Raw genomic sequence first — 25,679 nt, forward strand, 5'->3', positions numbered from 1 at the left:
GCATCGGCACCGAGGCACTGGCGAAGCCACGCCCGCGGACCAGGCAGCACAGACCCCGGGGCTCCGCCCCCGTGACCCCCAACCGCCCCCGCCGCGCGGCGCGCACACCGGCGGCATCGGCACCGAGGCACTGGCGAAGCCACGCCCGCGGACCAGGCAGCACAGACCCCGGGGCTCCGCCCCCGTGACCCCCAACCGCCCCCGCCGCCCGGCGCAGTGTCATACCCCGGCATCGACGCACCAGGGCACCAGGGCACCAGCGCGAAGCCAGCCCGTGCAACCGCCCGGATTCCCGCCGCGCTCGCCGCGCGGCGCAGTGCGCACACCCCGGGCAACGGGCACGGGGCGCCGAGCCACGCCCTCGGACCAGGCAGCGCCGGAGAACGGCACACAACACACCGGGCCGGGCCCCGCAGGGGCACGGGGGCGGACCGGGCCGCACCCGCGCAGGGCGGGCGTACACCGATCGGGTCGGCGGGCCGGGGCGCGGCGCAGCCCTACGGCTGGGCCGCAGACGTCAGTTCGCGGCAGCGCTTCACGTCGTCCGCCATCGCGACCAGCAGCGCGTCGATCGAGTCGAACTTCTCCTGGCCGCGCACGAACGCCAGGAAGTCCACCGTCACATGCAGGCCGTAGAGGTCGAGGCCGACCCGGTCGATCGCGTACGCCTCGACCGTGCGTTCCGTCCCGTCGAACTGCGGGTTCGTACCGACGGAGATCGCCGCCGGCATGCGTTCGCCGTTCGCCGTGAGCCAGCCCGCGTACACGCCGTCCGCGGGGATCGCGGTGTGCGGAAGCGTCTCCACGTTCGCGGTGGGGAAGCCGAGCTCGCGCCCGCGCTGGGCCCCGCGGACCACGACGCCCTCGACGCGGTGCGGGCGGCCGAGGATCTCGGCAGCGCCCGTCACGTCGCCCTCCGCGACCAGGCGGCGGGTCAGCGTCGAGGAGAACGGCTCGCCCCCGCCCGCCTCGCCGGACACGAAGAGGTCGACGACCTCGACCTCGTAGTCGTAAGTGGCGCCCAGCTCGGTGAGGAACGCGACGTTCCCCGCGGCCCTGTGGCCGAAGCGGAAATTCGGGCCCTCGATGACCGCACAGGCGTGCAGCTTGTCGACGAGCACTTTCACGATGAAGTCGGCGGGCGACAGCTTCGAGAACTCGACGGTGAACGGCAGGATGAGCACCGCGTCCACGCCCAGCTCCGCCATCAGCTCCGCACGGCGGTGGTGGGGCGCGAGCAGCGGCGGGTGGCTGCCGGGTCGCACGACCTCGCTGGGGTGCGGGTCGAAGGTGACGACGACGGACGGCACATCCAGCTCCCGCGCCTTCTCCACGGCACGACCGATGATCAGCTGGTGTCCGCGGTGCACCCCGTCGTAGGAGCCGATGGTGACGACGCTGCGTCCCCAGTCCTCGGGGATGTCCTCCAAGCCACGCCAGCGCTGCACTGTGACCGCTCCTCGCCCGAAACCCGTGTACGTCATTAACGATTACGCAGGTCTAAGACTGCCATGCCCGTGGCGCCCGCTTCGCATCGGCACCTGACTGGCGGGCCTCCACAGCGCCCGCCAGGTGTGCGGTCCGGCCACCAGGGCCCATTCCTCCGGATCCTCGGCGAGCCATCGGGCGATCGCGGCGGCGAAGCCGGGCGCGACCCGGGCCAGTTCCACGAGGCGCCGGTCCAGGCGGGCCGCGCCGCCGGGGCTGCGGACGAGCAGGAGACCGGTGCGGTGCAGCAGGGCCCTGTCCGTGGCCTCGTCGCGGAACCCGCAGCCGAGGGCCAGCGCCCGCAGCACGGCGTCGAGCACCTCCAGGTCGCGGGCCTCGTACTGCTCGTAGCACAGCAGCATGTCGAGCAGCTCGGCGCGCAGCGGGCGGGAGGCGGGGCTGCCGGGTGCGGCGAGTACGGGTGCGAGCGCGCTGCGTACGCGGGCGGGCCGGCCGCGCAGCAGGCGGGTGACGAGGGGGAAGAGGACGTCGCGGTCGATGGGCCGGTGCTCCAGGCGGTGCTCGACGTAGGCCGCGGCGTGTGCCGCGCCGCCGGGCCGGTGGTCGACGTACTCGCACACGAGGGCGGCGACGGGCCGGGCGGTGGTGGGGGTGGTGGCCTGGGCGAGTACGTCCAGCAGGTCGCCCGCATCGGTGGCACCCGGCGTCAGCAGCCGGGTCCGGAAGGCGGCGAGCACGGGGCCGGGGTGGGTGGAGAGCGCACCGGTGAAGGCGGCCGGGGGCAGCTGCGGGTCGCCGTCGGCGAAGCGGGCGAGCGCCCGGTCCAGGTGGTGGCCGCGGCTGACGGGGTCGCGGACGAGCAGGGCCAGTGCCGGACCGCTCAGCGGCCCGGGGCGGGCGAGCAGTGCGGCCGCGGCGCTGCGCAGCAGTTCGCGGTCGGCATCGGCGGTGATCGCGGCGTCGGCCGCCCGGGCGTGTGCGGCGGCCGCGGCTCTGCGGTCGGGGCGCGGGTCGCGGGCCCAGCGGTGGACCGCGCGGCAGTAGGCGGCGGGAAGCTCGTCGGCGAGGACGGCGAGCAGTTCGAAGGCCCGGGGGTGCGGCGTGGCGACGAGGGCCTCGGTGAGACCGTCGGCGTCGTGGCCGCGCCGGGCGTACAGCAGGGCCTGCGCGGCGGCCGAGACGGTGGGCCGCACGGCGGCGTCCGGTCCGGCGGCGAGCGGTGTGTCGTCGGTGAACCACCGGCACACCAGCGGCTGTACGGTCCGGGGGTCGGCGGCCAGTCGCTGGGCGGCCAGGTCGAGGTAGCGCGGCGGCGCTCCGCCGGCGCCCGGCATCGGGTCGGCGGGGACGAGGCGGCGCAGGAGGTCGAGGCGGGACGCCTCGCCGAGCGGCAGCCGTGCCCAGAAGGCGGGCCCGAAGTGCTTCCGATCGGCGGGCACGGTGACGACGCGCCGGGCGAGCTGCCGCAGCACTCCTGAATAGGGCTCGGCGTCCGGCACCCGGCCCAGCACCTCGGTGAGCAGCCGCACGGCCCACCAGCGGGCCTCCTGGCCCTCATCCGAGGCGTCGATGCGGTCCAACGTGGCGACGAGGCCGGCCAGTTCGGCGGCGAGCCGGTCGGGGCCGTGCTGCCGGGCGAGGAGCAGCAGGGCCTGCACCACCGGGCCGGTGCAATGGTGCGGTACGGGCGGTGAGGCGTCCGCAGCCCGGTCACGGCGGTGCACCAGCTGGCGCAGCGCGGTGGTGAGGTCCAGGTGGGCGCCCTGGATCCAGTCCGCGAACTCCTGGTGGGCGAAGCGGTAGCCCGCGCCGGCCGGGACGAGCAGTCCCTCGGTGAGCACGGCGGGCGCCCAGCCGGACGCCCAGGGGAAGAGCGCCTCGAAGGACCGGCGGTCCAGTGCGCCCGCTTCCGAGCCGAGGCAGCGCCGTGCGGCCTCGTGCACCTGGCCGGCCACCCTGGTCGCGAGCCGCCGCACCGCGGAACCGCGCAGGGGCGGGCTGCCGGCGGCGGCGACGCGGACCGCGATGCGCAGGCAGAGCAGGTCCAGCCAGGCGTCGAAGATCTCCTCGCGTCCCGGCCGCCCGACTGCCCCTACGGGCAGGGCCCGCCGCACCTCGGCCAGCAGCCGCAGGGCCAGCGGATGCTGTGCGTCCCGCTCGGCGAGTGCCTGCTCGGGCAGGCCGTACCGCTCCCGCATCAGCCGCGCCTGTTCGGGGCCGAGGTCGCCGATCCGTACGGCGGTGGTGTGCGTCGCAGGCGCGCCGGGCGCGTGCGCGCGGTACAGCGGCGCGGCCTGTTCCCAGTGCTCGGGGCCGCAGCCGACGACCAGGTGCACGCCGTGGCTGCCGACCCAGTCCGCGGTGCCAGAGGCCCATTGCGCAAGCCGGTGCGCCAGGGCGGGCGGCATCTCCTCGGGCCCGTCGAGGACGACGAGAAGGGGCCGGCCCGCCTCGCCGGCGAGCTGCGCCGCCCGCCGCGGGGTGATTCCCGCGAGGTCGTCCGTCCCTGCGGCGGCGGCCAGGATGCGAGCCGCGCGCAGCAGCGTCCGCGCCATCGCGTCGGCGATCGAGGTGTCGCCGGGGTGCAGGTCGGCACCGCGCAGCCAGAGCGTGGGGGCCGGTCCGGGACCGTGTGAGCGCCGCCCGGCGAGCGCGGAGAGTTCCGTCGTACGGCCCGTGCCGGGCGCGCCGACGAGCCCCAGCACGCCGGGCGCGGACCGGGTGAAAGCGGTGAGCTCCGCTGCGACCTCCGGCCGTTCGACCGGGTCGGGCCGGGCGCCGGGTCCCGGCGTAGGCGCGAGGGAGACGGCGGCGAGGTTGAGGACGGCGGCGAGGTTGAGGTCCTCGCCGTACGCGGGGACGGTGGCGGCGTTGTGCCGCAGCAGCGCGGCGAGCGGTGCCCCGGCCGGGCCGGGGCGCAAGGGGCGGGCGATCGCCGCCGCGCGGTTGCCGGGCGGCGGGGCGAGGAGGGCGAGGACCGCGCCGGTGGCCGCGTCGAGTACGGGTCCGCCGACTGCCGACCGCTCGCGCCGCAGCGCGTCGCTGCCGTCCGTCCCCATGGCCAGCTCCAGTGCTCCCGCGTCCTCGGCGCCGTGGGCGGCGCCGAGGACGCGGGCCTCGCGCCAGCCGCCCGCGGCGAGCCGTACGTATGTGCCGGGCGCCACCGGGTCACGTGCGCCGATGGGCAACGGGGGTACCGCGAGGCCGTGGGTGCGGACCAGGGCGAGGCCTTGGCCGGGGAGCAGGGTGACGGCCTCGGGCCCGGCAGTGTATTCACGGCCCCCCGGTGCCCTGATGAGCACGGCGTCCGGTCCGTCGACGGCCTCCCGACCGGTGACGACCGTGCCCGATTCGTCGGCGACGAAGCCGGTGCCCAGCGGCCGCCCGGCCAGATCGCAGATCCGTACCAATGTTGCCGAACTACCGCGTTCCATACATCCGACGGTAGGTCGCCGATGATCAGCGCGTGAGGGCTCGTTGCGAACGCGCCCCCAAGTGCGCCGCCAGGTACTCCGAGCGCCTGCACGATGAGGTGAATCCGGGTGGTGCTGTGGACAGACCTCTGGGTGGGGGAAGCGAGGGGGATCGTGGCACGGGCAGCGTCATCGCCCGTGCCACGAAGCGTCCCGCGCGGTCAGGCGAAGACGGCGAGGCTCTTGGCCTTGCCCTTCTGCTCCTCTACCAGCGCCAGGAAGCGTCCGCCGGGGCCGAAGACGGCGACCGGCGACGTGTCGTGGGCCGGCATGTCCAGCCGCACCCCGTTCGTGAGCAGCTTCGCCCGCCGCTCGTCCACGTCCCAGCGGGCGAAGGCGGCCGCGGCGGCCTCGGCGATCGGCATCACGGTCAGCTCCTCCTGGAGCTGATCGAGCGTCTTCGCCGCATCGATCCCGTAGGGACCGACCCGGGTCCGGCGCAGCGCCGTGAGGTGGCCGCCGACGCCCAGAGCCGCACCGAGGTCACGGGCGAGCGCCCGGATGTACGTGCCGGACGAGCAGACCACGGACACGACGAGGTCGACGACGGCCAGGCCGTCCTCGGTGGTCGCCTCCCGCACGTCGTACACCTGGAACGAGGAGACGGTCACCGGCCGGGCCGGGATGTCGAACTCCTCGCCGCCGCGCACGCGCGCGTACGACCGCTTGCCGTCGATCTTGATGGCGCTGACCTTCGACGGCACCTGCATGATGTCGCCGGTCAGCTCGGCGACACCCGCGTCGATCGCCTCCCGGGTGACTCCGGAGGCATCCGCCGAGGACGTGATCTCGCCCTCCGCGTCGTCGGTGACGGTGTTCTGCCCCAGCCGGATGGTGCCGAGGTACTCCTTCTCGGTCAGCGCGAGGTGACCGAGGAGCTTCGTGGCCTTTTCGACGCCGAGGACGAGTACGCCGGTGGCCATGGGGTCGAGCGTCCCCGCGTGTCCGACGCGCCGGGTCCTTGCGATCCCGCGCATCTTGGCGACGACGTCGTGCGAAGTGAAGCCCGACGGCTTGTCGACGATGACAAGTCCGTCGGGCGGTGTGATGCGCTGTGTCATTCCGAGGCTTCGTCCTCGGGCTTGCGGTACGGGTCGGCCTCGCCGGCGTACGCGGCGCCGGACGACGCCTCGCGCACCTTGGCGTCCGAGGCCCGCGCCTTGTCGAGGAGGTTCTCGATCGTCTTGGCGTTCTCCGGAAGGGCGTCGGCCACGAACGTCAGGGTCGGCGTGAACTTGGTGCCCGCCGCCGCGCCGACCGCGGAGCGCAGGATGCCCTTGGCGCTCTGCAGGCCCGCTGCGGCACTGGCCCGGTCCTCGTCGTCGCCGTAGACCGTGTAGAAGACCGTGGCCTCCCGAAGGTCACCGGTGACGCGGGTGTCCGTGATGGTCACATGCGAACCCAGGCGAGGGTCCTTGATGCCGCGCTGCAGCTTCTCGGCGACCACCTCCCGGATGAGGTCCGCCAGCTTCTTCGCCCGCGCGTTGTCGGCCACTGGTCCGTCTCCTTCTTTGCCTTGCGTTCAGTCTTCGTCGCTGTGGAGTCTGCGCCTGACCGACAGCAGCTCCACCTCGGGCCGGGCGGCGACGAGGCGCTCGCACCGGTCGAGTATGTCCGTGAGGTGCCCGGTGTCACCGGACACCACGGCCAGGCCGATCTCGGCCCGGCGATGGAGGTCCTGGCCGCCCACCTCCGCCACGCTCACCGCGTACTTCCGCTGGAGCTCGGCGACGATGGGGCGGACCACGGAACGCTTCTCCTTCAGCGACCGTACGTCGCCGAGAAGCAGGTCGAAGGACAGTGTCCCCACATACATGTATGTCCGGATGTCCCGCCGGTTCGGGGTCTGGGGCCCCGCCGCGGCTGCTTGGCAGGGACATCCAAACCGTACACGCAACGGCCGGGGCCGATCGACGGATATACATCCGCCGACCGGCCCCGGACCGTGCCGTGCGTCAGCCTCGCGGCTTCTCGCGCATCTCGTACGTCGCGATGACGTCGTCGATCTTGATGTCGTTGAAGTTTCCGAGGTTGATACCGCCCTCGAAGCCTTCGCGGATCTCGGTGACGTCGTCCTTGAAGCGACGCAGGCCCTCGATGTTGAGGCTCTCCGCGATGACCTTGCCGTCGCGGATGAGTCGGGCCTTGGTGTTGCGCTTGACCTCGCCGGAGCGGATGAGAACACCCGCGATGTTGCCCAGCTTGGACGAGCGGAAGACCTCGCGGATCTCCGCCGTACCGAGCTCGACCTCTTCGTACTCCGGCTTGAGCATGCCCTTGAGGGCCGCCTCGATCTCCTCGATGGCCTGGTAGATCACCGAGTAGTACCGGACGTCGACGCCCTCGCGCTCCGCCATCTGCGAGGCACGGCCGGCCGCACGGACGTTGAAGCCGATGACGATGGCGTCGGAGCCCATCGCCAGGTCGATGTCCGACTCGGTGACCGCACCCACACCGCGGTGCAGCACGCGGATGTCGACCTCTTCACCGACGTCGAGCTGGAGCAGCGAGGACTCGAGAGCCTCCACCGAACCGGACGCGTCGCCCTTGATGATGAGGTTGAGCTGCTGGACCTCGCCCGCCTTGAGCACCTTGTCGAGGTCCTCGAGGGACACCCGGCGGGTGCGCTTGGCGAACGCGGCGTTGCGCTCACGAGCGGCACGCTTCTCGGCGATCTGGCGAGCCGTGCGGTCCTCGTCGACGACGAGGAAGTTGTCGCCGGCGCCCGGCACATTGGTGAGACCGAGCACGAGGACGGGGGTCGAGGGACCCGCTTCCTCCACGTTCTCGCCCTTGTCGTCGAGCATCGCGCGGACACGGCCGTACGCGTCACCGGCGACCATCGTGTCACCGACGCGCAGCGTGCCTCGCTGGACCAGGACGGTCGCGACGGCGCCGCGGCCCTTGTCCAGGTGGGCCTCGATCGCGATGCCCTGCGCGTCCTGCTCCGGGTTGGCCCGCAGGTCGAGCGAGGCGTCCGCGGTGAGGACCACGGCCTCCAGCAGGGAGTCGATGTTGAGACCCTGCTTGGCGGAGATGTCGACGAACATGGTGTCGCCGCCGTACTCCTCGGCCACCAGACCGAACTCGGTGAGCTGGCCGCGCACCTTGGTCGGGTCGGCGCCCTCGACGTCGATCTTGTTGACCGCGACCACGATCGGCACGTCGGCCGCCTTGGCGTGGTTCAGCGCCTCGATCGTCTGGGGCATCACACCGTCGTTCGCCGCGACCACGAGGATCGCGATGTCGGTGGACTTCGCACCACGGGCACGCATGGCGGTGAACGCCTCGTGACCCGGGGTGTCGATGAACGTGATGGCCCGCCCTTCGCCGTTGACCTCGGTCGCGACCTGGTAGGCACCGATGTGCTGGGTGATGCCACCGGCCTCGCCCGCGACGACGTTCGTCTTGCGGATCGCGTCGAGCAGTCGGGTCTTACCGTGGTCGACGTGACCCATGACGGTCACCACCGGCGGGCGCGAGACCAGGGCCTCGTCGCCGCCCTCGTCCTCGCCGAACTCGATGTCGAAGGACTCGAGAAGCTCGCGGTCCTCCTCCTCCGGGCTGACGATCTGGACGGTGTAGTTCATCTCGTCGCCGAGCAGCTGCAGCGTCTCGTCGGAGACGGACTGCGTGGCCGTGACCATCTCGCCGAGGTTCATCATGACCGCGACGAGCGACGCCGGGTTGGCGTTGATCTTCTCCGCGAAGTCGGTGAGCGACGCACCGCGCGACAGGCGAATGGCTTCGCCGTTGCCGCGAGGCAGCATCACGCCGCCGACCGACGGGGCCTGCATGGCCTCGTACTCCTGGCGCCTCTGCCGCTTCGACTTGCGACCGCGACGCGCCGGACCGCCGGGACGGCCGAAGGCGCCCTGCGTGCCACCACGGCCACCGGGGCCGCCGGGACGACCACCGAAGCCGGGACGACCGCCGCCGAAGCCGCCGCCGCCACCGGGGCCACCGCCGCCGGGACGACCGGCGAAGCCGCCGCCACCGCCACCGGGACGACCGCCGCCGCCACCGCCGCCGGGACGACCGGCGAAGCCGCCGCCACCGCCACCGGGACGACCGGCACCGCCACCGGGACGACCGGCACCCGCGGGACCACGACCGCCGCCACCGGGACCGCCACCAGGACGGGGACCGGCAGCAGGGCGCTGCGGCATCATGCCGGGGTTCGGCCGGTTACCGGCCGGGCCGCCGCCGGGACGCGGTGCCTGCGGACGGGGCATGCCGCCCGGGGTCGGACGGGCACCGCCCTGGCCCTGCGGACGCGGAGCGCCGCCGGGGCCGCCCTGCGGACGCGGGGCACCGGGAACGGCGCCGCCGGGACCGCCGGGGCCGGGACGAGCACCACCCGGACGGGGCGCCTGCGGGCGCGCCATACCGGTGGAGCCACCAGAGGTGAAGGGGTTGTTGCCCGGACGGGGACCGGCCGGACGGCCACCCGGGCGCGGAGCACCCTGACCGCCGGCGGGACGCGCCGGACGCTCGCCGCCACGACCACCGTCACGCTGACCGCCGGCCGGAGCCGGACGGGCCGGGCGCGGACCGGGGGTGGCACCCGCGGGACGCTGCGCCTGCGGGGTGGACGGCTGTGCCGGGGCCGGAGCCGAGAACTCGGCTGCGGGCACCGGAGCCGCCGGAGCGGGCTTGGCCGGTGCGGGCTTGGGACCCGGCGTCGGACGCGGGCCGGGGGCCGGCGTCACGGGCTTCTCTGCCACCGGAGGCTTCGGCGCGGGGGCGCCGGGCTTGGGGGCAGCGGGACGTGCCGCCTGCGCCGATGAGGGCGCGGCAGGCTTGGACGGCGTCGCCTTGCGGGGCGCGCCGGGCTTGGCTGCGGTCTTGCCGGCGTTACCGCCGGGACCCTGCAGCGCGTCAGTCAACTTGCGTACAACCGGCGCCTCGATCGTCGAGGACGCCGAACGGACGAATTCACCGAGTTCTTGGAGCTTGGCCATGACGACCTTGCTCTCCACGCCGAACTCCTTGGCGAGTTCGTATACCCGGACCTTAGCCACTTCGCTCCTTTTAGGTCCGGGTTACCGCCGGACCGTCGCTACTTCATGGGCGTACTCATCGCGTACTCATCGAGTGCTCATCGCAATCTCGACCTACTTCCAACTCGCGAGGTACCTGACCGCACGGGGTTCCGTGCCGTACTTCTTTGTTCTTACGGTGCTGCCTGCTCGACATACCGCCTGACGTCGGCGGTCTCGAGCGGTCCCTTGGCCCGGAAGGCCCTCGGAAACGCCCTGCGGCGAACCGCCAGGTCGAGACAGACCAAGGCGGGGTGCACGTACGCACCCCGGCCGGGCAGCGTACCGCGATCGTCGGGGACGCACTCGCCCCCGATCACCACGATGCGCAGCAGATCGCTCTTGGCCGCTCGCTCCCGGCATCCCACACAGGTTCGCTCAGGGCACACGCGGGCATGCGTCCGACCAGACACGCTTAAGTCTACCTCCCCGCACCGACCTCACCCCTTTGGGGCAAAAATCGAACGGTTGTTGTCCTGATCCGTGCCGACCCATGCGATCACCACAGGGCCGCCCACGGTCTCATTCCTCAGCCCTGGTCGGAGGTCTGCTCCGTGTCGGGGCGGATGTCGATGCGCCAGCCCGTGAGGCGGGCGGCGAGGCGGGCGTTCTGCCCCTCCTTGCCGATCGCCAGCGACAGCTGGTAGTCCGGCACGGTCACGCGAGCGGAGCGGGCGCCCAGGTCGACGATCTCCACCTTGCTCACCCGGGCGGGCGACAGGGCGTTCGCCACCATCTCGGCGGGGTCGTCCGACCAGTCCACGATGTCGATCTTCTCGCCGTGCAGCTCCGCCATGACATTGCGCACCCGGCCGCCCATCGGGCCGATGCAGGCGCCCTTGGCGTTCAGGCCGGAGCGGGTGGAGCGGACCGCGATCTTGGTGCGGTGACCGGCCTCGCGGGCGATCGCCGCGATCTCGACGCTGCCGTCCGCGATCTCCGGAACCTCCAGGGCGAACAGCTTCTTCACCAGGTTCGGATGGGTGCGGGACAGGGTCACGGAGGGGCCGCGCACGCCCTTGGCCACCCGGACCACATAGGTGCGCAGACGCAGGCCGTGGGTGTACTCCTCGCCCGGGACCTGCTCCTGCACGGGCAGGATCGCCTCGAGCTTGTCGTCCAGCTTGACGAGGACGTTCTTCGGGTCCTTGCCCTGCTGCACCTGGCCGGCGACGACATCGCCCTCCCGCCGGGCGTACTCGCCGAAGGTGACGTCGTTCTCCGCGTCCCGCAGGCGCTGCTGGATGACCTGGCGGGCGGTGCTCGCGGCGATCCGGCCGAAGTCCGACGGGGTGTCGTCGAACTCCTTGGGCTCCTGGCCCTCCTCCAGATCGGACGGGTCCTCCTTCGCCCAGACCGTCACATGGCCGGTGTTCCGGTCGAGCACCACACGGGCGTGCCGACGGCTGCCCTCGGTGCGGTGGTACGCGATGAGGAGGGCGGACTCGATGGCCTCGACCAACAGGTCGAAGGCGATCTCCTTCTCCTGTGCCAAGCCCCTCAGGAGCTTCACATCGATATCCATGGCTACGCCTCCTCTTCCTTCTCGTCCTTCTCGCCGTGCTTGTCCTTGCGGCTGAACTCGATCTCGACGCGCGCCTTGGCGATCTCGTCGAACGCGACCCGGCGGGCGGTGGGCTTGCGCCCCTTCACGCCCGGGATCTCAAGGTCGAGCCCTTCGTCGTCCACGCTGAGGATGCGGGCGACCAGCTCCCCGCTCTCGTGCAGCTGCAGTCTCACCAGACGCCCGGTGGCGCGCACGTAGTGGCGGTGCTCTGTCAGTGGCCGGTCGGCGCCGGGGGAGCTGACTTCGAGGACGTACTCGCCCTCGCCCATCGCGTCCGTCTCGTCCAGCTTCGCGGAGAGGGAGCGGCTCAGCTCGGCACACGCGTCCAGTTCCACGCCGTCGTCGGAGTCGACGATGATCCGCAGCGTGCGGCGGCGGCCCGCCCGGGAGAGCTCGATCGCTTCCAGATCCAGTCCGACGGCGCTGACGAGCGGTTCCAGCAGCCCGCGCAGCCTCTCGCTCTGGGTGGTGCTCATCCGGGTGACTCCTCGGCCGCGTGTGCTGTTGTGGGATCGTCGCGTGTCGAAGGAAAGGGTATCCGGTCCCAGAGGGTGTTGCCGTCCACCGGCGCCGGACCCGCGGGTACGCTCGCCTGCGGCGATGATCACCAGAGGGCCGAGGAGACGCGCGTGGGGCGCACCGGGACGACGCGACGAGGTGCGCTGCTGGCGACGGGTGCGGCGGCCGCCGCGGCGATGACCGGCTGTACGGGAGGCGCTTCAGGACAGCGGCCCGCCGCCGGGCCGGCCGCTGATCCGGCACGGGCGGAGAAGGCGCTGCGCCGGCGTCACGCGGCGCGGAGCCAGGCGCTGCTCGATGAATACGACGCCGTGATCGCCCGCCATCCCGCGCTCGCCGAACGGCTGTCGCCGCTGCGCAAGGAGGTGGCCGCACATGTCCCGGCCCTCGCAGGCACCAAGGCGGTGCCGGCCTCCCCGTCGCCCTCGGGTACCGCGCCCGTGGTGGCCGACGGCCCGGCCCCGGACGACCCCGCCGCCGCGCTCAAGGCGCTCGCCGCGGCCGAGCGGCGCACCGCGGACGAACACACCGCGTCGCTCCTGAAAGCAGAACCGGAGCTGGCCCGGCTGCTGGCGTCGGTGGCCGCCGCCGGTGCCGTACATGCGTACTTGCTGACGAAGGGGGACGCGCGATGAGCGCGGTGGACGCCGTACAGGCCGCGCTCGCGGCGGAGCACGCGGCGGTCTACGGGTACGGGGTGGTCGGCGGCCGGATCGACGACGACCGCGCCCGCGAGGCCGCCGCCGCCCATGCGGCGCACCGCGCCCGCCGGGACGCGCTCACCCGCACGGCGCGCGACCTCGGCGCCGAGCCCGTCGTCGCCGAGGCCGCCTACGCGCTGCCGTTCGACGTGCCGGACTCCGCCGCGGCGGTCCGGCTCGCAGTGGAGCTGGAGGAGCGGGTCGCGGGTGTGTGCTCCGACCTCGTACGGGCGGTGGAAGGACCGCTGCGGCAGGAGGCCGCGGCGGCGCTGCGCGAGGCCGCGGTCCGTGCCGTGCGCTGGCGTGGCAGCGGCGTAGCCTTTCCTGGGCTCGCCGAGCGGGCCGCCGGCCGAAGCGGCTGACCTGGTCTGCAATCGGCTGAACCGGAAAGGGAACGCACCACGTATGGCTTTCGAACCGCCGCAGCGGCTGGTCCGGGCACTCGGTGAGAACGACGAGTGGCTCGGGCACCTGCCCAAGACCGTTCAGGAGGCGGTGGACCGGCGAAGGCTGGACGTCGAACGGGTGGTGGTGCCGGGCGGCCGGAGCGCTCTCGTCCTTCTCGTACGCCGTCCCGACGGTGCGCCCGCCGCGCTGAAGCTCGCCCCGCCCGCCGCCGCACCCGCCCTGGAGCGGGCGGCGCTCGCGCACTGGAACGGGTGGGGAGCGGTACGCCTGCTGGAGGGGGACGAGGCCGGGAACGGCCTGCTCCTGGAGCGGCTGCAGCCCGATGTCTCGCTGCGGTCGCTGCCGGAGGCGAAGGCGCTGCTGGAGGCTGCTGGAACGGTTCGCCGACTGTGGGTGGAGCCGCCCGCGGGCCACGGATTCGAGACGGTGGCCGAGCGTACGGCGCGGCAGGCGGAGGCGATGCGGGCCTTCGACGAACCGCTCGTCGCGGCGGCGCTCGCCGTGCGCGAGGAGCTTCTGGCGCTCTCGCCCGAACTGCTGCTGCTGCACGGCAACTTCCGCCAGGGCAAGGTCCTGGCGGGCGAGCGCGCACCGTGGCTCGCGGTGGGCCCGGAGCCGGTGGTGGGCGAACGCGCCTACGACCTGGCGCGCCTGGTCCGTGACCGGGTCGAGGACCTGGTGGCCGCGTCCGGCGGCGCGTCGTCGGCCCGCCGCCGGGTCAACCGCCTGGCGGACTCCCTGGAGGTGGACCGCGACCGCCTGCGCGGCTGGACGCTGTTCCGCGCGGTCGAATCGGGCACGCGGTCGTTGGCGGGGGGCCGGCGCGCGGAGGGTGAGCTGGCGCTGGAGTTCGCGAGCTGGTTGTAACGGGCGCGGCTGTGCCCCCTGCACCGCCCCTTCCCGAACCGGGACTTCGCCCCGGACCCCACGGCTCTGCGCCCTTGCGGGCGCGGCCTTCGGGGGCTCCGTGTCGGACCTGGTACCGCCTGAGTGGCGGCACTCCCCTGGCTTCGCCCGGGGGGGATCCCGGACCGGGCTGGTGTCCCGCAGCGAAATCCAGCCCCGCTGGGGGCGGTACTCCCTGGCTTCGCCGAGGGACGCGAACCCACCGCCGGCCGTAGGGGAATGCCCTCGAACCCACTCGTCTTCGCCCAGGCCACCGGACTGGGATGTTTCGCCCAGCGAAATCCAGCGCCCTGGTACTCCCCTGCCATCGCCGGAGGTCCCGAACCCAAGCGGGCGTCAGCCCCGTAGAGGGGTCCCCCACACCGCAGCGTGCGGGGAGGGCCCTCGGTACGGGCGTCAGCGCCACAGGGCGTAGAGGCAGAAACCCCGGGTACAGGCCTCAGCGCCATAGGGCGTAGGCAGAAGCCCCCGGTACGGGCGTCACCCCCGCAGAGGCGTGGGCCCCATGCCGCAGGGCAATGAGGGGGTGGGGCTCCACACCCCGCACGGCGTGCGGGGAGGGGCCCACGGCTAACGGACGTCAGCCCCGAAGGCGCGCCACCGCCTCCGCCACCGGGAGCTCCTCGCGCTCCCCCGTCCGGCGGTCCTTCAGTTCGACCACGCCCTCGCCCGAGCGGCGGCCCGCCACCAGGATCGTGGGGACGCCGATCAGCTCCGCGTCGGTGAACTTCACGCCCGGCGAGACGCCCGCCCGGTCGTCCACCAGGACGCGCAGGCCCGCGGCGCCGAGCTGCTCCGCCACGTCGAGCGCCAGCTCGGTCTGGAGCGCCTTGCCGGCGGCGACGACGTGGACGTCCGCCGGGGCGATCTCGCGCGGCCAGCACAGGCCCTTGTCGTCCGCGGTCTGCTCGGCGAGGGCCGCCACCGCGCGCGAGACGCCGATGCCGTAGGAGCCCATGGTCACGCGGACCGGCTTGCCGTTCTGGCCGAGGACGTCGAGCTGGAAGGCGTCGGCGTACTTGCGGCCCAGCTGGAAGATGTGGCCGATCTCGATCGCGCGGTCCAGCTTCAGGCCGGTGGCGCACTTCGGGCAGGGGTCGCCCTCCTCGACCACGACGACGTCCAGGTACTCGTCGACCTCGAAGTCGCGGCCGGCGACGACGTTCTTCGCGTGGGTGTCGGGCTTGTTGGCTCCGGTCACCCAGGCCGTTCCGGGCGCGACGCGCGGGTCGGCGATGTAGCGGACCTTGTCGAGGCCCTGCGGGCCGACGTAGCCGCGGACCAGGTCGGGGCGGTCCACGAAGTCCTCGGCGGTGACCAGTTCGACGCTCGCGGGCGCGAGGTGGTCGCCGAGCTTGCCGAGATCGACCTCGCGGTCGCCGGGGACGCCGACCGCGACGATCTCCCCGTCGACCTTGACGAGGAGGTTCTTGAGGGTCGCCGACGCCGGGACGCCGAGGTGCTCGGCGAGCGTCTCGATCGTCGGGGTGTCAGGGGTGTCCAGTTCCTCGACCGGGCCGTGGTCGGCGCTCTCGACGGGCGCGAGCGCGAAGGTGACGGCCTCGGTGTTGGCGGCGTAGTCGCAGGACGGGCAGTAGACGAAGGTGTCCTCACCGGCCGCTGCGGGCGCGAGGAACTCCTCGGACGCCGAGCCGCCCATCGCGCCCGAGACCGCGGAGACGATCTTGTGCTGCAGGCCGAGCCGCTCGAAGATCTTCACGTACGCCTCGCGGTGCAGGGCGTAGGACTCGGCGAGGCCCTCGTCGGAGGTGTCGAAGGAGTACGAGTCCTTCATCTGGAACTCGCGGCCGCGCAGGATGCCCGAACGCGGACGCGCCTCGTCGCGGTACTTCGTCTGGATCTGGTAGAGGATCACCGGCAGGTCCTTGTAGGACGTGCACTGGTCCTTGACCAGCTGGGTGAAGATCTCCTCGTGCGTGGGACCGAGGAGATAGTCGGCCCCCTTGCGGTCCTTGAGGCGGAACAGCTCGGCGCCGTACTCCTCCCAGCGGCCCGTCGCCTCGTACGGCTCCTTGGGGAGAACGGCCGGCAGCAGGACCTCCTGCGCGCCGATCGCGTCCATCTCCTCGCGTACGACGCGGGCGACGTTCTCCAGGACGCGTTTGCCCAGCGGCAGCCAGGACCAGATCCCCGCGGCGTTGCGGCGGACGTAACCGGCACGGACGAGGAGCTTGTGGCTGAGCGTCTCGGCGTCCGCCGGGTCGTCGCGCAGTGTCTTGACCATCAGACGGGACATGCGCTGGACCTGGGCCATGGTGAACTCCTGCTCGGAACGTGTGATGTGCAGGAGGTTAGCCGGGCGGCGGCGGGAGGCGGAAATCAGTTGCCGTGCGGCACTCGCCGCATGGCGGGGCGGCCGGGCCGGCTCACAGCCGCGCGAGCGGCAGCCACGCGCCCATCACCGCGTAGGGACTCGGCGCGCTCGGGAACATGACCCGCCGCGCCAGGTCGTGGTAGCCGAGCCTGCGGTAGAGGGCGCGTGCGGGGCTCTCGGTGTCGATGGCGGACAGGATGGAGCGCGGCTGGCCGGCGGTGTCGGTGATCGTGGTGATCAGCTCACGGCCGACGCCACGGCCCTGGAACGCGGGGTGGACGTGCAGCTCCGTGATCACGAACGAGTCGTCGAGCCAGGTGTCGCTGCCGTTGCCGCGCAGATAGGGCTCCACGACGGTGGACCACCAGTGGGTGCGGTCGTTGGGCATGCCGTAGACGAAGCCGACGAGACGGTCGTCCTCGGTGGTCGCGCCGAGCGCCCGCGCGCCGGCGTTCTTCAGATGCCGCAGCACGATGTAGCGGCGGATGTCGATCTCTTCGTCGCTGAGTCCGAAGGCGAGGGCCTGTACCACGAGGGCCTCGTCGACGCGCGCCGCGAGGTCGAGCGGTCCTACCACGACGCCGGGGTGTGCTGCCATGACGGGAACCCTACTTGCCGCGGCAGGCGGCCGGCGCCGTGTGGTCACAGGCCGCGGCAGGCGTCAGAACAGCACGCTCATGAAGGCTCCGACCTCGCGGAATCCGACCCGGCGGTAGGCGGCCCTCGCGGCGGTGTTGTAGTCGTTGACGTACAGGCTCACGACGGGCGAGACGTCGGCGAGCGCGAAGCGCAGGACGGCTGCCATGCCCGTCTCGGACAGTCCGCGGCCGCGGTACTCCGGTGCGACCCAGACGCCCTGGATCTGGCATGCCTTGGCGGTCGCTGCGCCGATCTCGGCCTTGAAGACGACCTTGCCGTCCTCGATGCGCGCGAACGACCGTCCCGTGCCGACGAGTTCGGCGACGCGAGCCTGATAGAGCAGGCCACCGTCACCGGCGAGGGGCGAGACACCGACCTCCTCGGTGAACATCGCCACGCAGGCCGGCATGATCACGTCCATCTCGTCCTTGCGGATGCGGCGGACGTACGGGTCGGGCTCGATGTCGTCGGGAAGCTTCTCCGTGACCATGAGCGGCTGGTGCGGGCGTATGTCCCTGGCCGGTCCCCAGGTCGGTTCGAGCAGCCGCCACAGCGCGGTGGTGGGTTCGGCGGGGCCGACGATCGACGAGCAGCGGCGGCCGGTCCTGCGGGCCCGGTCGGCGAAGGCACGCACGGCTTCGGGCGTGGCACAGACGGGGACGAGGTTGGCGCCGGAGTAGCAGAGGGAGCGCAGTCGGCCGTCCGCGTACCAGCCCCACATCTCGCCGCCGAGGCGCCAGGGATCGAGACCCGCTGCCTGGACCCGGGCGGTGACGAAAGCATTCGCCACGGGATCGCTCTCGAGGATGGCGAGCGCTGCGCCGAGTTCGCCGGGGTCGAGGACCCGGGTGGTGGTCTGCGTCAACACGAGGGGCCTCACCATGCGGTTTGCTGATCCTGGCACTGTACCTGCCGCCTCGACGTTGTGTCCGATTCCGGGAAAAGGGGCCGGATCCGGCGGCCGCGGCGCTTCCGCGGGAGAAGGCGAGCGGCGGCGCTTCGGCGGGGCGAGGCGAACGGCGGCGCTTCGGCGGAAGAAAGCGAACGGCGGCGCTTCGGCGGAAGAAAGCGAGCGGCGGCGCTTCGGCGGGAGAAAGCGAGCGGCGGCCGCGCCTTCCGCGTGGCACGCGGCCCCGGACAGCAAGAGGCCCCGCCGCCCGGTGAGGGACGGCGGGGCCTTCGGAGGCTTCGTACGCGGTCAGCCAGCGATGGAGATCTGGGGCTCGCCGGACGCGACGCCCTCCTTCTCCATCTGCTCGGCGATCTTCATCGCCTCGTCGATCAGCGTCTCGACGATCTTGGACTCGGGCACGGTCTTGATGACCTCGCCCTTGACGAAGATCTGGCCCTTGCCATTGCCGGAGGCGACACCGAGATCGGCCTCGCGGGCCTCGCCGGGGCCGTTCACCACACAGCCCATGACGGCGACGCGCAGCGGGACCTCCATGCCCTCCAGGCCCGCCGACACCTCGTCCGCCAGCTTGTAGACGTCCACCTGGGCGCGGCCGCAGGACGGGCAGGAGACGATCTCCAGGCGGCGCTGCCTGAGGTTGAGCGACTCCAGGATCTGGATGCCGACCTTGACCTCCTCCGCGGGCGGGGCGGAGAGGGAGACGCGGATGGTGTCGCCGATGCCCTCCGAGAGGAGCGCGCCGAACGCGACGGCGGACTTGATCGTGCCCTGGAAGGCGGGGCCGGCCTCGGTGACGCCGAGGTGCAGGGGGTAGTCGCACTGGGCGGCGAGCTGTCGGTAGGCGTTGACCATCACGACCGGGTCGTTGTGCTTGACCGAGATCTTGATGTCGCGGAAGCCGTGCTCCTCGAAGAGCGACGCCTCCCACAGGGCGGACTCGACGAGCGCCTCGGGAGTCGCCTTGCCGTACTTCTCCAGCAGCCGGCGGTCGAGCGAGCCCGCGTTGACGCCGATGCGGATCGGGGTGCCGCTCTCCCCCGCCGCCTTCGCGATCTCCTTGACCTTGTCGTCGAACTGCTTGATGTTGCCCGGGTTCACCCGCACCGCCGCGCAGCCCGCCTCGATCGCGGCGAAGACGTACTTCGGCTGGAAGTGGATGTCCGCGATGACCGGGATCTGCGACTTCCTGGCGATGGTCGCGAGGGCGTCCGCGTCGTCCTGGGTGGGGCACGCCACCCGGACGATCTGGCAGCCCGACGCCGTGAGCTCGGCGATCTGCTGCAGCGTCGCTCCGATGTCGGAGGTCCTGGTGGTCGTCATCGACTGCACCGAGACCGGTGCGTCGCCACCGACCGCGACGGAACCGACCTGGATCTTCCGGCTGACCCTCCGGTCGGCGAGCTTCGTCGGAACGGACGGAATTCCGAGAGAAATTGCAGTCATCTGCTGTGCAACCCCAAGGTATGGATCGAGGACCCGAGATCGGCGGGCTCCAGCACCTGAGATTACGGCACTGGCGTTCGGCCGGGCACATCCGCCGCCCCGGGTCCCCCCAAAGGTGACGGCCGGACACGAGGGGTGTCCGGCCGTCACCAGGGGTGATCCCGTCAGCTGATCTTCACCGGATTGACGATGTCGGCGACCAGTACGAGCAGGGTGAAGCAGATGAAGATCCCGGCCACCACATAGGCGACGGGCATCAGCTTCGCCACGTCGAACGGGCCCGGGTCGGGACGCCGGAACAGCTTGGCGATCCCCCGCCGCACGGACTCCCACAGGGCGCCCGCGATGTGTCCGCCGTCCAGTGGCAGCAGCGGCAGCATGTTGAACAGGAACAGCGAGAGGTTGAAGCCGGCGAGCAGCATCAGGAACGTGGCGACGATGTTGGTCGTCGGCATGTCGAGGTTGAGCACCTCGCCGCTGAGCCGGGCCGCGCCGACGACGCCGACCGGGGAGTCGTCCTTGCGCTCGCCGTCACCGAAGGCCGCGTCCCACAGGTCCGGGACCTTGGAAGGCAGCGCGATGATCGCCTCGGCGCCGTTCTCGATCATGTCGCCCATGCGGTCGACGGAATCGCCGAAGGAGAGGGGCAGGATCTCGGTCCGGGCGGCGAAGCCGAGATAGCCCGCGGGCTCGTAGCCCTCGACGACCTCACCGTCCGCGTCCTTCTTGACGACCATGTTCTCGATGAGCGTCGCGTTCAGGACCTGCTCCGTGCCGGCGCGGTCGACGGTGATGGTGGCAGGGCCGATCGTCTCGCGGATACGACTCGACAGGGTGCTCCAGTCCTCGATGCGCTCCCCGTTGAAGGCGACGATCCGATCGCCCTCCTTCAGGCCCGCGAGGGCCGCGGGCGACTCGGGATCGCCTGCGGCGCACTTGTCGCGCTTCTCGCTCTGCTCGATCACGCACTTCTGAACGCCCGCCACCTCGGTGGTCTGCGTCGGCGTTCCGAAGGTCATCATCACGCCGAGGAAGATCGCCACCGCGAGCACGAGGTTCATGAACGGCCCCGCGAACATCACGATGACGCGCTTCCACGGCTTGCGCGTGTAGAACAGCCGCGTCTCGTCGCCGGGCTGGAGCTCTTCGTACGCGGCGGAGCGGGCGTCCTCGATCATCCCGCGCCACGGGGAGGTGGAGCGGGCCTCGATCCGGCCGTCCTCGCCGGGCGGGAACATCCCGATCATGCGGATGTAGCCGCCCATCGGGATGGCCTTGATGCCGTATTCCGTCTCGCCCTTGTGCCGTGAGAACAGGGTCGGGCCGAAGCCGACCATGTACTGCGGAACCCGGATGCCGAACAGCTTCGCCGTCGACAGATGGCCCAGCTCGTGCCAGGCGATGGAGACCAGCAGTCCCACGCCGAACAGCACCATGCCGAGAACCGTCAACACCATCGTCATGCGCGAGCCTCCGCAGGCCGTTCTTCGCCGCTGTGTGTGTACGTCGCCGCCGTCTCACGGGCCCGGGCACGGGCCCAGGCGTCCGCCTCGAGAACGTCGGCCACGGTGAGCGAGGTTCCCGGCGCGGGGGTGCCGTGCTCGGAGACCACCTGGGTGACGGTATCCATGATGGCGTTGAACGGCAGCCGCCCCGCCAGAAACGCCTCGACGCACTCCTCGTTCGCCGCATTGAACACCGCAGGGGCCGTGCCGCCCAGCTCCCCCACCTGCCGGGCGAGTGCCACGGAGGGGAACGCCTCGTTGTCGAGGGGGAAGAACTCCCAGGTCGACGCCGTGGACCAGTCGAACGCGGGGGCCGCGTCGGGGACCCGCTGCGGCCAGCCGATGCCGATCGCGATCGGGCCCCGCATGTCCGGCGGGGTGGCCTGGGCGAGCGTGGAGCCGTCGGAGAATTCCACCATCGAGTGGACGTAGGACTGGGGGTGGACGACGACCTCGATGCGGTCGAAGGGGATGTCGTAGAGGAGGTGCGCCTCGATGACCTCGAGCCCCTTGTTGACGAGGGTCGCGCTGTTGACGGTGATCACCGGGCCCATCGCCCAGGTGGGATGGGCGAGGGCGTTCTCGGGTGTGACGTGTGCCAGCTCCGCCCTCGTCCGGCCCCGGAAGGGACCGCCCGACGCCGTGACCACGAGCTTGCGCACGTCGGCGCGGGTGCCGCAGGCCAGCGCCTGGAACAGCGCGGCGTGCTCGGAGTCCACCGGGATGATCTGACCGGGCTTGGCGACCGCCTTGACCAGCGGCCCGCCGACGATGAGCGACTCCTTGTTGGCCAGCGCGAGGGTGCGGCCGGCTTCGAGCGCGGCGAGGGTGGGCGCGAGACCGATGGAGCCGGTGATGCCGTTGAGCACCGTGTGGCAGGGCGAGGCGGCGAGCTCGGTGGCCGCGCCCGGGCCGGCCAGGACGGTGGGCAGGGGCTCGGAGCCGTACTGCGCCGCCAGCGCCTCGCGCAGCGGGGGCACGGCGTCCTCGCGGGCCACGGCGACGGCCTCGACGCGCAGCCGGTGCGCCTGCTCGGCCAGCAGGCCGACCCGTCCGCCGGCAGCGGACAGCGCGGTGACGCGGAAGCGGTCGGGGTTGCGCAGCACCAGGTCGATGGCCTGCGTGCCGATGGACCCGGTCGAGCCGAGGACGACGATGTCCCTGCGTCCTTCCAGCGCGTCGAAGGTCAGATGCGGGTCGGCGAGGGGTGATGGGCTGTCGCTCATCCCCCCATTGTGGCCGTTGATCCTCTCCGCCCGGACAGGGTGCCCCCCTGCGCTCCCACCAGGTGCGGTCGGGCCCCGCTCGCCGATCGCGGTCAGGACCCGCTCCGGGCGGCGGAGAACTTCTTCCACTGGGCGTCGACGATCTCCTGGGGCACGGCCTTGATGTCCTTCGTACCGAGGAAGTCGGCGCGGAAGGAGAGCGTGGTCGATCCGGACCGGACGACGGTCAGGTACTCGTACAGCCTCAGCTTTCCCTTCACATCGAGGACGGTGAACCGGAACGCCACGGCCTCGTCCCCGATCGCGGGCGCCCCGGCGGGCTCGACCTTCAGGACCCTGGCCCGTGCGATGGCACGTTCCTCGGTGTAGCCGCCGGCGCATGCCTCGCCCGCCGCGGCCAGGTCCTTCATGACGGCGGCGGCCCCGTCCCGCGCGTAGGAGCGCAGTTGCACGAGGACGCTCGTCCCGATCATCTCGTCGGCGATGTCCACCTGGCGGTGGACCTCGGCGGCCGGGTCGTGGGCGGTCGCGCCCGCGGCGAGGGAGACGAGCGGCCGGCAGCGGTCCGGGTCGGCGGTGTAGAGGTCGCCGAGCGGGGCCCCGTCCGTGCCCCGTGCCGTGTAAGGGCCGATCCGCTCGCCCTCGGCGAAGGCGACGTCGTTCAGGGCGGCCTCCGTGAGCGCGGTGCCGCCGCGCGCCGGTGCGGATCCGGAAGGGGGGGCCGACCGGCCGGCGCCGCCGCTGTCCGGTCCGCTGTCGTCGGCGCTGCTGCACGCGGCCGTGGTGACCATCAGCCCGGCCAGCACCAGGCCCCAGGCGCGCAGCCGCCTGCGGGCGTGCCGGTGGCCGCTGTTGACGTTTCCCGCCCCGAACATCCGTGCCCCGTTCCCCGGTTGAGCCGTCCGAAGGCCGATTGTGGGTCACGGGGCCGTGCCGCGCCACCTTCACGGGCCTGGGCCGACAGAAGCGGGTACGGCCGGGCGCCCGGCCGTACCCGCGGGTGGCTCAGCGGATCGGCCGGTGCACGTTCTCCCGCTCCGAGGCGCCGGGGGTGGCGTCGGCGATCCAGGGGCCGTCGCCGCTCGGGTCGATGACGCCCTCCTCCAGCCAGGTGTACGCGCCCCCGAGCACGCCCTTGACCACCGCGCGGTCGAGGTCGTCGGTGTTGCTCCACAGCCGCCCGAAGAGCTCCTCGACGCGGATGCGGGCCTGTCGGCAGAAGGCGTCGGCCAGCTGGTAGGCCTCGCGTCCGTGGTCCCCGGTGGTCCGCAGCAGTTCCGCCCGTACACAGGCGGCGCTCATTGCGAACAGTTCGGCGCCGATGTCGACGATCCGGCCGAGGAACCCCTGCTTGGTCTCCATCCGGCCCTGCCACCGGGACATGGCGTAGAACGTGGACCGGGCAAGCTTGCGGGCGGCTCGCTCGACATAGCGCAGATGGGTGGACAGGTCCGCGTGGCCGCGGGGGTGGAACTCGGCGTACGAGCGCGGGAGCTGGCCCGGGCCCGCGACCAGCTTGGGCAGCCAGCGGGCGTAGAAGGCGGTGGCCTGGGCACCGGCCCTGGCCTTGTCGCCGAGGGTCTTGTCGGGGTCGATGATGTCGCCGGCAACCGCGAGATGGGCGTCGACCGCCTCGCGTGCGATCAGCAGGTGCATGATCTCCGTCGATCCCTCGAAGATCCGGTTGATGCGCAGGTCACGCAGCAACTGCTCGGCGGGAACGGCCCGTTCGCCGCGGGCGGCGAGGGAGTCGGCGGTCTCGAAACCGCGGCCGCCGCGGATCTGGACCAGTTCGTCCGCCATCAGCCAGGCCATCTCGGAGCCGTACAGCTTGGCCAGGGCGGCCTCGATGCGGATGTCGTTGCGGTTCTCGTCCGCCATCTGGCTGGACAGGTCGAGCACGGCTTCGAGGGCGAAGGTGGTGGCGGCGATGAAGGAGATCTTCGAGCCGACGGCCTCGTGGTGGGCGACCGGCTTGCCCCACTGCTCACGGACGGCGGACCACTCGCGGGCGATCTTCAGGCACCACTTGCCCGCGCCGGCGCACATCGCGGGCAGGGAGAGCCGGCCGGTGTTGAGGGTGGTCAGGGCGATCTTGAGGCCGGAGCCCTCGGGCCCGATGCGGTTGGCCGCGGGGACACGGACCTGGTGGAAGCGGGTGACGCCGTTCTCGAGGCCGCGCAGGCCCATGAAGGCGTTGCGGTTCTCGACGGTGATGCCGGGAGAGCCTGCCTCGACCACGAAGGCGGTGATGCCGCCCTTGTGTCCCTCGCTCCTCGGCACCCTGGCCATGACGACGAGGAGATCGGCGACGACGCCGTTCGTCGTCCAGAGCTTGACCCCGTCGAGGACGTAGTCGTCGCCGTCGGGGACGGCGGTGGTGGCCAGGCGTGCCGGGTCCGAGCCCACGTCCGGCTCGGTGAGCAGGAACGCCGAGATGTCGGTGCGGGCCAGGCGGGGCAGGAAGGCGTCCTTCTGCTCCTGCGTGCCGAACAGTTTCAGCGGCTGCGGTACGCCGATCGACTGATGGGCGGAGAGCAGCGCACCGATCGCCGGGTTCGCGGAGCCGACCAGGGCGAGGGCCTTGTTGTAGTACACCTGGGTGAGTCCGAGGCCGCCGTACTTGGTGTCGATCTTCATTCCGAGAGCGCCGAGCTCCTTGAGGCCGTCGATCACCGCGTCGGGGATCATGGCGTCGCGCTCGATCTGTGCGCCGTCGACCTTCGTCTCGCAGAAGTCGCGCAGCTTGGCGAGGAATTCCTCGCCGCGCTGCACGTCGTCCGCGGCCGGCATGGGATGGGGGTGGATCAGGTCCAGCCGGAAGCGGCCGAGGAACAGTTCCTTGGCGAAGCTGGGCTTCCGCCAGTCCTGCTCGCGCGCTGCCTCGGCGACCTGGCGGGCTTCACGCTCGGAGACTTTGGGCTTGGTCGGTGCGGACATGAAGGGAGTCACCTCGCCGCGGTGTGGTGGAGTCCGTGGTGGAATCGGTCGAATCCATGGGGAACTACCGGTGGGTGCTACTTGTGAGTCTCTACCCGATCCGGCGGACTCTCACCAGTCCTCGCGCGCAGGCGGACGAAAGGTGACTCATCTGCCGCCCCTCGCCGGATGTCGCGGCACGGCAACGGCTGGAGCCCCCGCGCAGTATGCCCCTTACAGCACCTCTGACCTGGGGTTCCTTCTCCGACCTGCACAAACGCCGCTGTGGGCCGAGGTCACGCGCAGGGACGTGTCGCAGCCGCTTGGCCCTGGGCGCCTTCGATTTACCTCGACGTAGGAAGTCTCGAGAGCACCCTGGTGCTGCTTCGGGACCATGGCTGTCGCTCTGCACGGCGAGGGCTGCCGGGGTGCCGCCGAAGTCCAAGGTCGGTCTGTACGCGGCGATCCGCCGTGGCTCGCGTGCTGCCCTGTCGAGCCGCGCTCCGCAGCGGCAGTACGGCGTCGGCTTCCTGACGGTGGAGAAGGCCCTGATGTGGGCTTGGCCGGAGCCGCGCAAGCAGCGGCACACGGTGAAGCGGATCCTCGATCGGCTGGTGGGCGCGGGGCGTGGGGG

20 protein-coding genes are annotated in these 25,679 nt (G+C 72.0%); 3 read left to right on the top strand and 17 right to left on the bottom strand.

Annotated elements, in window-relative coordinates:
• Nucleotides 1–497 precede the first annotated feature (497 nt).
• From ACH5AF_RS09985 to rimP, 9 genes are all read right to left on the bottom strand, one after another.
• A complete protein-coding gene (locus ACH5AF_RS09985) occupies nt 498–1,448 on the bottom strand; it encodes a bifunctional riboflavin kinase/FAD synthetase (protein ID WP_398901070.1) in 951 nt (316 codons plus the stop codon).
• 42 nt (nt 1,449–1,490) lie between these two features.
• Nucleotides 1,491–4,883: a trypsin-like peptidase domain-containing protein gene (locus ACH5AF_RS09990; RefSeq protein WP_398901071.1), complete on the bottom strand. Its 3,393-nt coding sequence runs from the start codon at nt 4,881–4,883 to the stop codon at nt 1,491–1,493.
• A gap of 200 nt (nt 4,884–5,083) precedes the next feature.
• Nucleotides 5,084–5,983 (bottom strand): tRNA pseudouridine(55) synthase TruB, encoded by a 900-nt coding sequence (gene truB / locus ACH5AF_RS09995; RefSeq protein ID WP_398901072.1) that lies wholly within the window; start codon nt 5,981–5,983, stop codon nt 5,084–5,086.
• The gene (gene rbfA, locus ACH5AF_RS10000) at nt 5,980–6,417 is read right to left on the bottom strand and encodes a 30S ribosome-binding factor RbfA (RefSeq protein ID WP_398901073.1); all 438 of its coding nucleotides are present in this window, start codon (nt 6,415–6,417) and stop codon (nt 5,980–5,982) included. The genes truB and rbfA overlap by 4 nt, the downstream gene beginning before the upstream one ends.
• 27 nt (nt 6,418–6,444) lie before the next feature.
• The gene (locus ACH5AF_RS10005; RefSeq protein WP_398901074.1) at nt 6,445–6,738 is read right to left on the bottom strand and encodes a DUF503 domain-containing protein; all 294 of its coding nucleotides are present in this window, start codon (nt 6,736–6,738) and stop codon (nt 6,445–6,447) included.
• Nucleotides 6,739–6,877: 139 nt separating this feature from the next.
• Nucleotides 6,878–9,946: a translation initiation factor IF-2 gene (gene infB, locus ACH5AF_RS10010; RefSeq protein WP_398901076.1), complete on the bottom strand. Its 3,069-nt coding sequence runs from the start codon at nt 9,944–9,946 to the stop codon at nt 6,878–6,880.
• Between the two features lie 152 nt (nt 9,947–10,098).
• Nucleotides 10,099–10,377: a YlxR family protein gene (locus ACH5AF_RS10015; RefSeq protein ID WP_398901077.1), complete on the bottom strand. Its 279-nt coding sequence runs from the start codon at nt 10,375–10,377 to the stop codon at nt 10,099–10,101.
• Between the two features lie 116 nt (nt 10,378–10,493).
• A complete protein-coding gene (nusA, locus tag ACH5AF_RS10020; protein ID WP_215186919.1) occupies nt 10,494–11,489 on the bottom strand; it encodes a transcription termination factor NusA in 996 nt (331 codons plus the stop codon).
• Between the two features lie 2 nt (nt 11,490–11,491).
• A complete protein-coding gene (gene rimP, locus ACH5AF_RS10025; protein ID WP_398901078.1) occupies nt 11,492–12,007 on the bottom strand; it encodes a ribosome maturation factor RimP in 516 nt (171 codons plus the stop codon).
• A gap of 153 nt (nt 12,008–12,160) precedes the next feature.
• Here rimP and ACH5AF_RS10030 point away from each other — a divergent pair, with 153 nt between their 5' ends.
• The 3 genes from ACH5AF_RS10030 to ACH5AF_RS10040 are packed head-to-tail and all read left to right on the top strand — an operon-like array spanning nt 12,161 to nt 14,026.
• Nucleotides 12,161–12,685 (top strand): hypothetical protein, encoded by a 525-nt coding sequence (locus ACH5AF_RS10030; protein WP_398901079.1) that lies wholly within the window; start codon nt 12,161–12,163, stop codon nt 12,683–12,685.
• Nucleotides 12,682–13,113: a DUF4439 domain-containing protein gene (locus ACH5AF_RS10035; protein WP_398901080.1), complete on the top strand. Its 432-nt coding sequence runs from the start codon at nt 12,682–12,684 to the stop codon at nt 13,111–13,113. Before ACH5AF_RS10030 ends, ACH5AF_RS10035 begins: the two co-directional genes overlap by 4 nt.
• Before the next feature lie 43 nt (nt 13,114–13,156).
• Nucleotides 13,157–14,026 (top strand): aminoglycoside phosphotransferase family protein, encoded by an 870-nt coding sequence (locus ACH5AF_RS10040; RefSeq protein WP_398901081.1) that lies wholly within the window; start codon nt 13,157–13,159, stop codon nt 14,024–14,026.
• A 619-nt stretch (nt 14,027–14,645) separates the two neighbouring features.
• On the opposite strand, the gene ACH5AF_RS10045 is transcribed toward ACH5AF_RS10040, so the two are convergent.
• From ACH5AF_RS10045 to ACH5AF_RS10080, 8 genes are all read right to left on the bottom strand, one after another.
• Complete coding sequence (locus ACH5AF_RS10045; RefSeq protein ID WP_398901082.1) at nt 14,646–16,340, bottom strand: proline--tRNA ligase; 1,695 nt, start codon at nt 16,338–16,340, stop codon at nt 14,646–14,648.
• 112 nt (nt 16,341–16,452) lie between these two features.
• A complete protein-coding gene (locus tag ACH5AF_RS10050) occupies nt 16,453–16,998 on the bottom strand; it encodes a GNAT family N-acetyltransferase (protein ID WP_398901083.1) in 546 nt (181 codons plus the stop codon).
• Between the two features lie 63 nt (nt 16,999–17,061).
• On the bottom strand, nt 17,062–17,922 hold the full coding sequence (locus ACH5AF_RS10055; RefSeq protein ID WP_398901084.1) for a GNAT family N-acetyltransferase: 861 nt from the start codon (nt 17,920–17,922) through the stop codon (nt 17,062–17,064).
• Nucleotides 17,923–18,237: 315 nt separating this feature from the next.
• Nucleotides 18,238–19,395: a flavodoxin-dependent (E)-4-hydroxy-3-methylbut-2-enyl-diphosphate synthase gene (gene ispG / locus ACH5AF_RS10060; RefSeq protein ID WP_398901085.1), complete on the bottom strand. Its 1,158-nt coding sequence runs from the start codon at nt 19,393–19,395 to the stop codon at nt 18,238–18,240.
• A gap of 164 nt (nt 19,396–19,559) precedes the next feature.
• Complete coding sequence (locus ACH5AF_RS10065) at nt 19,560–20,858, bottom strand: M50 family metallopeptidase (protein ID WP_398901086.1); 1,299 nt, start codon at nt 20,856–20,858, stop codon at nt 19,560–19,562.
• On the bottom strand, nt 20,855–22,126 hold the full coding sequence (dxr, locus tag ACH5AF_RS10070) for a 1-deoxy-D-xylulose-5-phosphate reductoisomerase (protein WP_398901087.1): 1,272 nt from the start codon (nt 22,124–22,126) through the stop codon (nt 20,855–20,857). The genes ACH5AF_RS10065 and dxr overlap by 4 nt, the downstream gene beginning before the upstream one ends.
• A gap of 92 nt (nt 22,127–22,218) precedes the next feature.
• Entirely contained in the window at nt 22,219–23,001 is a 783-nt protein-coding gene (locus ACH5AF_RS10075) for a hypothetical protein (protein WP_398901088.1), read from the bottom strand.
• Between the two features lie 130 nt (nt 23,002–23,131).
• Entirely contained in the window at nt 23,132–25,066 is a 1,935-nt protein-coding gene (locus tag ACH5AF_RS10080; protein WP_398901089.1) for an acyl-CoA dehydrogenase family protein, read from the bottom strand.
• Nucleotides 25,067–25,679: the final 613 nt, after the last annotated feature.

The organism is Streptomyces sp. NPDC018833 (assembly GCF_044390825.1).
In the GTDB taxonomy this organism is placed as follows: Bacteria; Actinomycetota; Actinomycetes; order Streptomycetales; family Streptomycetaceae; genus Streptomyces.

Coding starts and splice junctions, on each gene's coding strand:
- ACH5AF_RS09990 (WP_398901071.1), bottom strand. CDS start 4,883: ATGGAACGCGGTAGTTCGGCAACATTGGTACGGATCTGCGATCTGGCC.
- truB (WP_398901072.1), bottom strand. CDS start 5,983: ATGACACAGCGCATCACACCGCCCGACGGACTTGTCATCGTCGACAAG.
- ACH5AF_RS10005 (WP_398901074.1), bottom strand. CDS start 6,738: ATGTATGTGGGGACACTGTCCTTCGACCTGCTTCTCGGCGACGTACGG.
- nusA (WP_215186919.1), bottom strand. CDS start 11,489: ATGGATATCGATGTGAAGCTCCTGAGGGGCTTGGCACAGGAGAAGGAG.
- rimP (WP_398901078.1), bottom strand. CDS start 12,007: ATGAGCACCACCCAGAGCGAGAGGCTGCGCGGGCTGCTGGAACCGCTC.
- ACH5AF_RS10035 (WP_398901080.1), top strand. CDS start 12,682: ATGAGCGCGGTGGACGCCGTACAGGCCGCGCTCGCGGCGGAGCACGCG.
- ACH5AF_RS10040 (WP_398901081.1), top strand. CDS start 13,157: ATGGCTTTCGAACCGCCGCAGCGGCTGGTCCGGGCACTCGGTGAGAAC.
- ACH5AF_RS10045 (WP_398901082.1), bottom strand. CDS start 16,340: ATGGCCCAGGTCCAGCGCATGTCCCGTCTGATGGTCAAGACACTGCGC.
- ACH5AF_RS10050 (WP_398901083.1), bottom strand. CDS start 16,998: ATGGCAGCACACCCCGGCGTCGTGGTAGGACCGCTCGACCTCGCGGCG.
- ACH5AF_RS10055 (WP_398901084.1), bottom strand. CDS start 17,922: ATGGTGAGGCCCCTCGTGTTGACGCAGACCACCACCCGGGTCCTCGAC.
- ispG (WP_398901085.1), bottom strand. CDS start 19,395: ATGACTGCAATTTCTCTCGGAATTCCGTCCGTTCCGACGAAGCTCGCC.
- ACH5AF_RS10065 (WP_398901086.1), bottom strand. CDS start 20,858: ATGACGATGGTGTTGACGGTTCTCGGCATGGTGCTGTTCGGCGTGGGA.
- dxr (WP_398901087.1), bottom strand. CDS start 22,126: ATGAGCGACAGCCCATCACCCCTCGCCGACCCGCATCTGACCTTCGAC.
- ACH5AF_RS10075 (WP_398901088.1), bottom strand. CDS start 23,001: ATGTTCGGGGCGGGAAACGTCAACAGCGGCCACCGGCACGCCCGCAGG.
- ACH5AF_RS10080 (WP_398901089.1), bottom strand. CDS start 25,066: ATGTCCGCACCGACCAAGCCCAAAGTCTCCGAGCGTGAAGCCCGCCAG.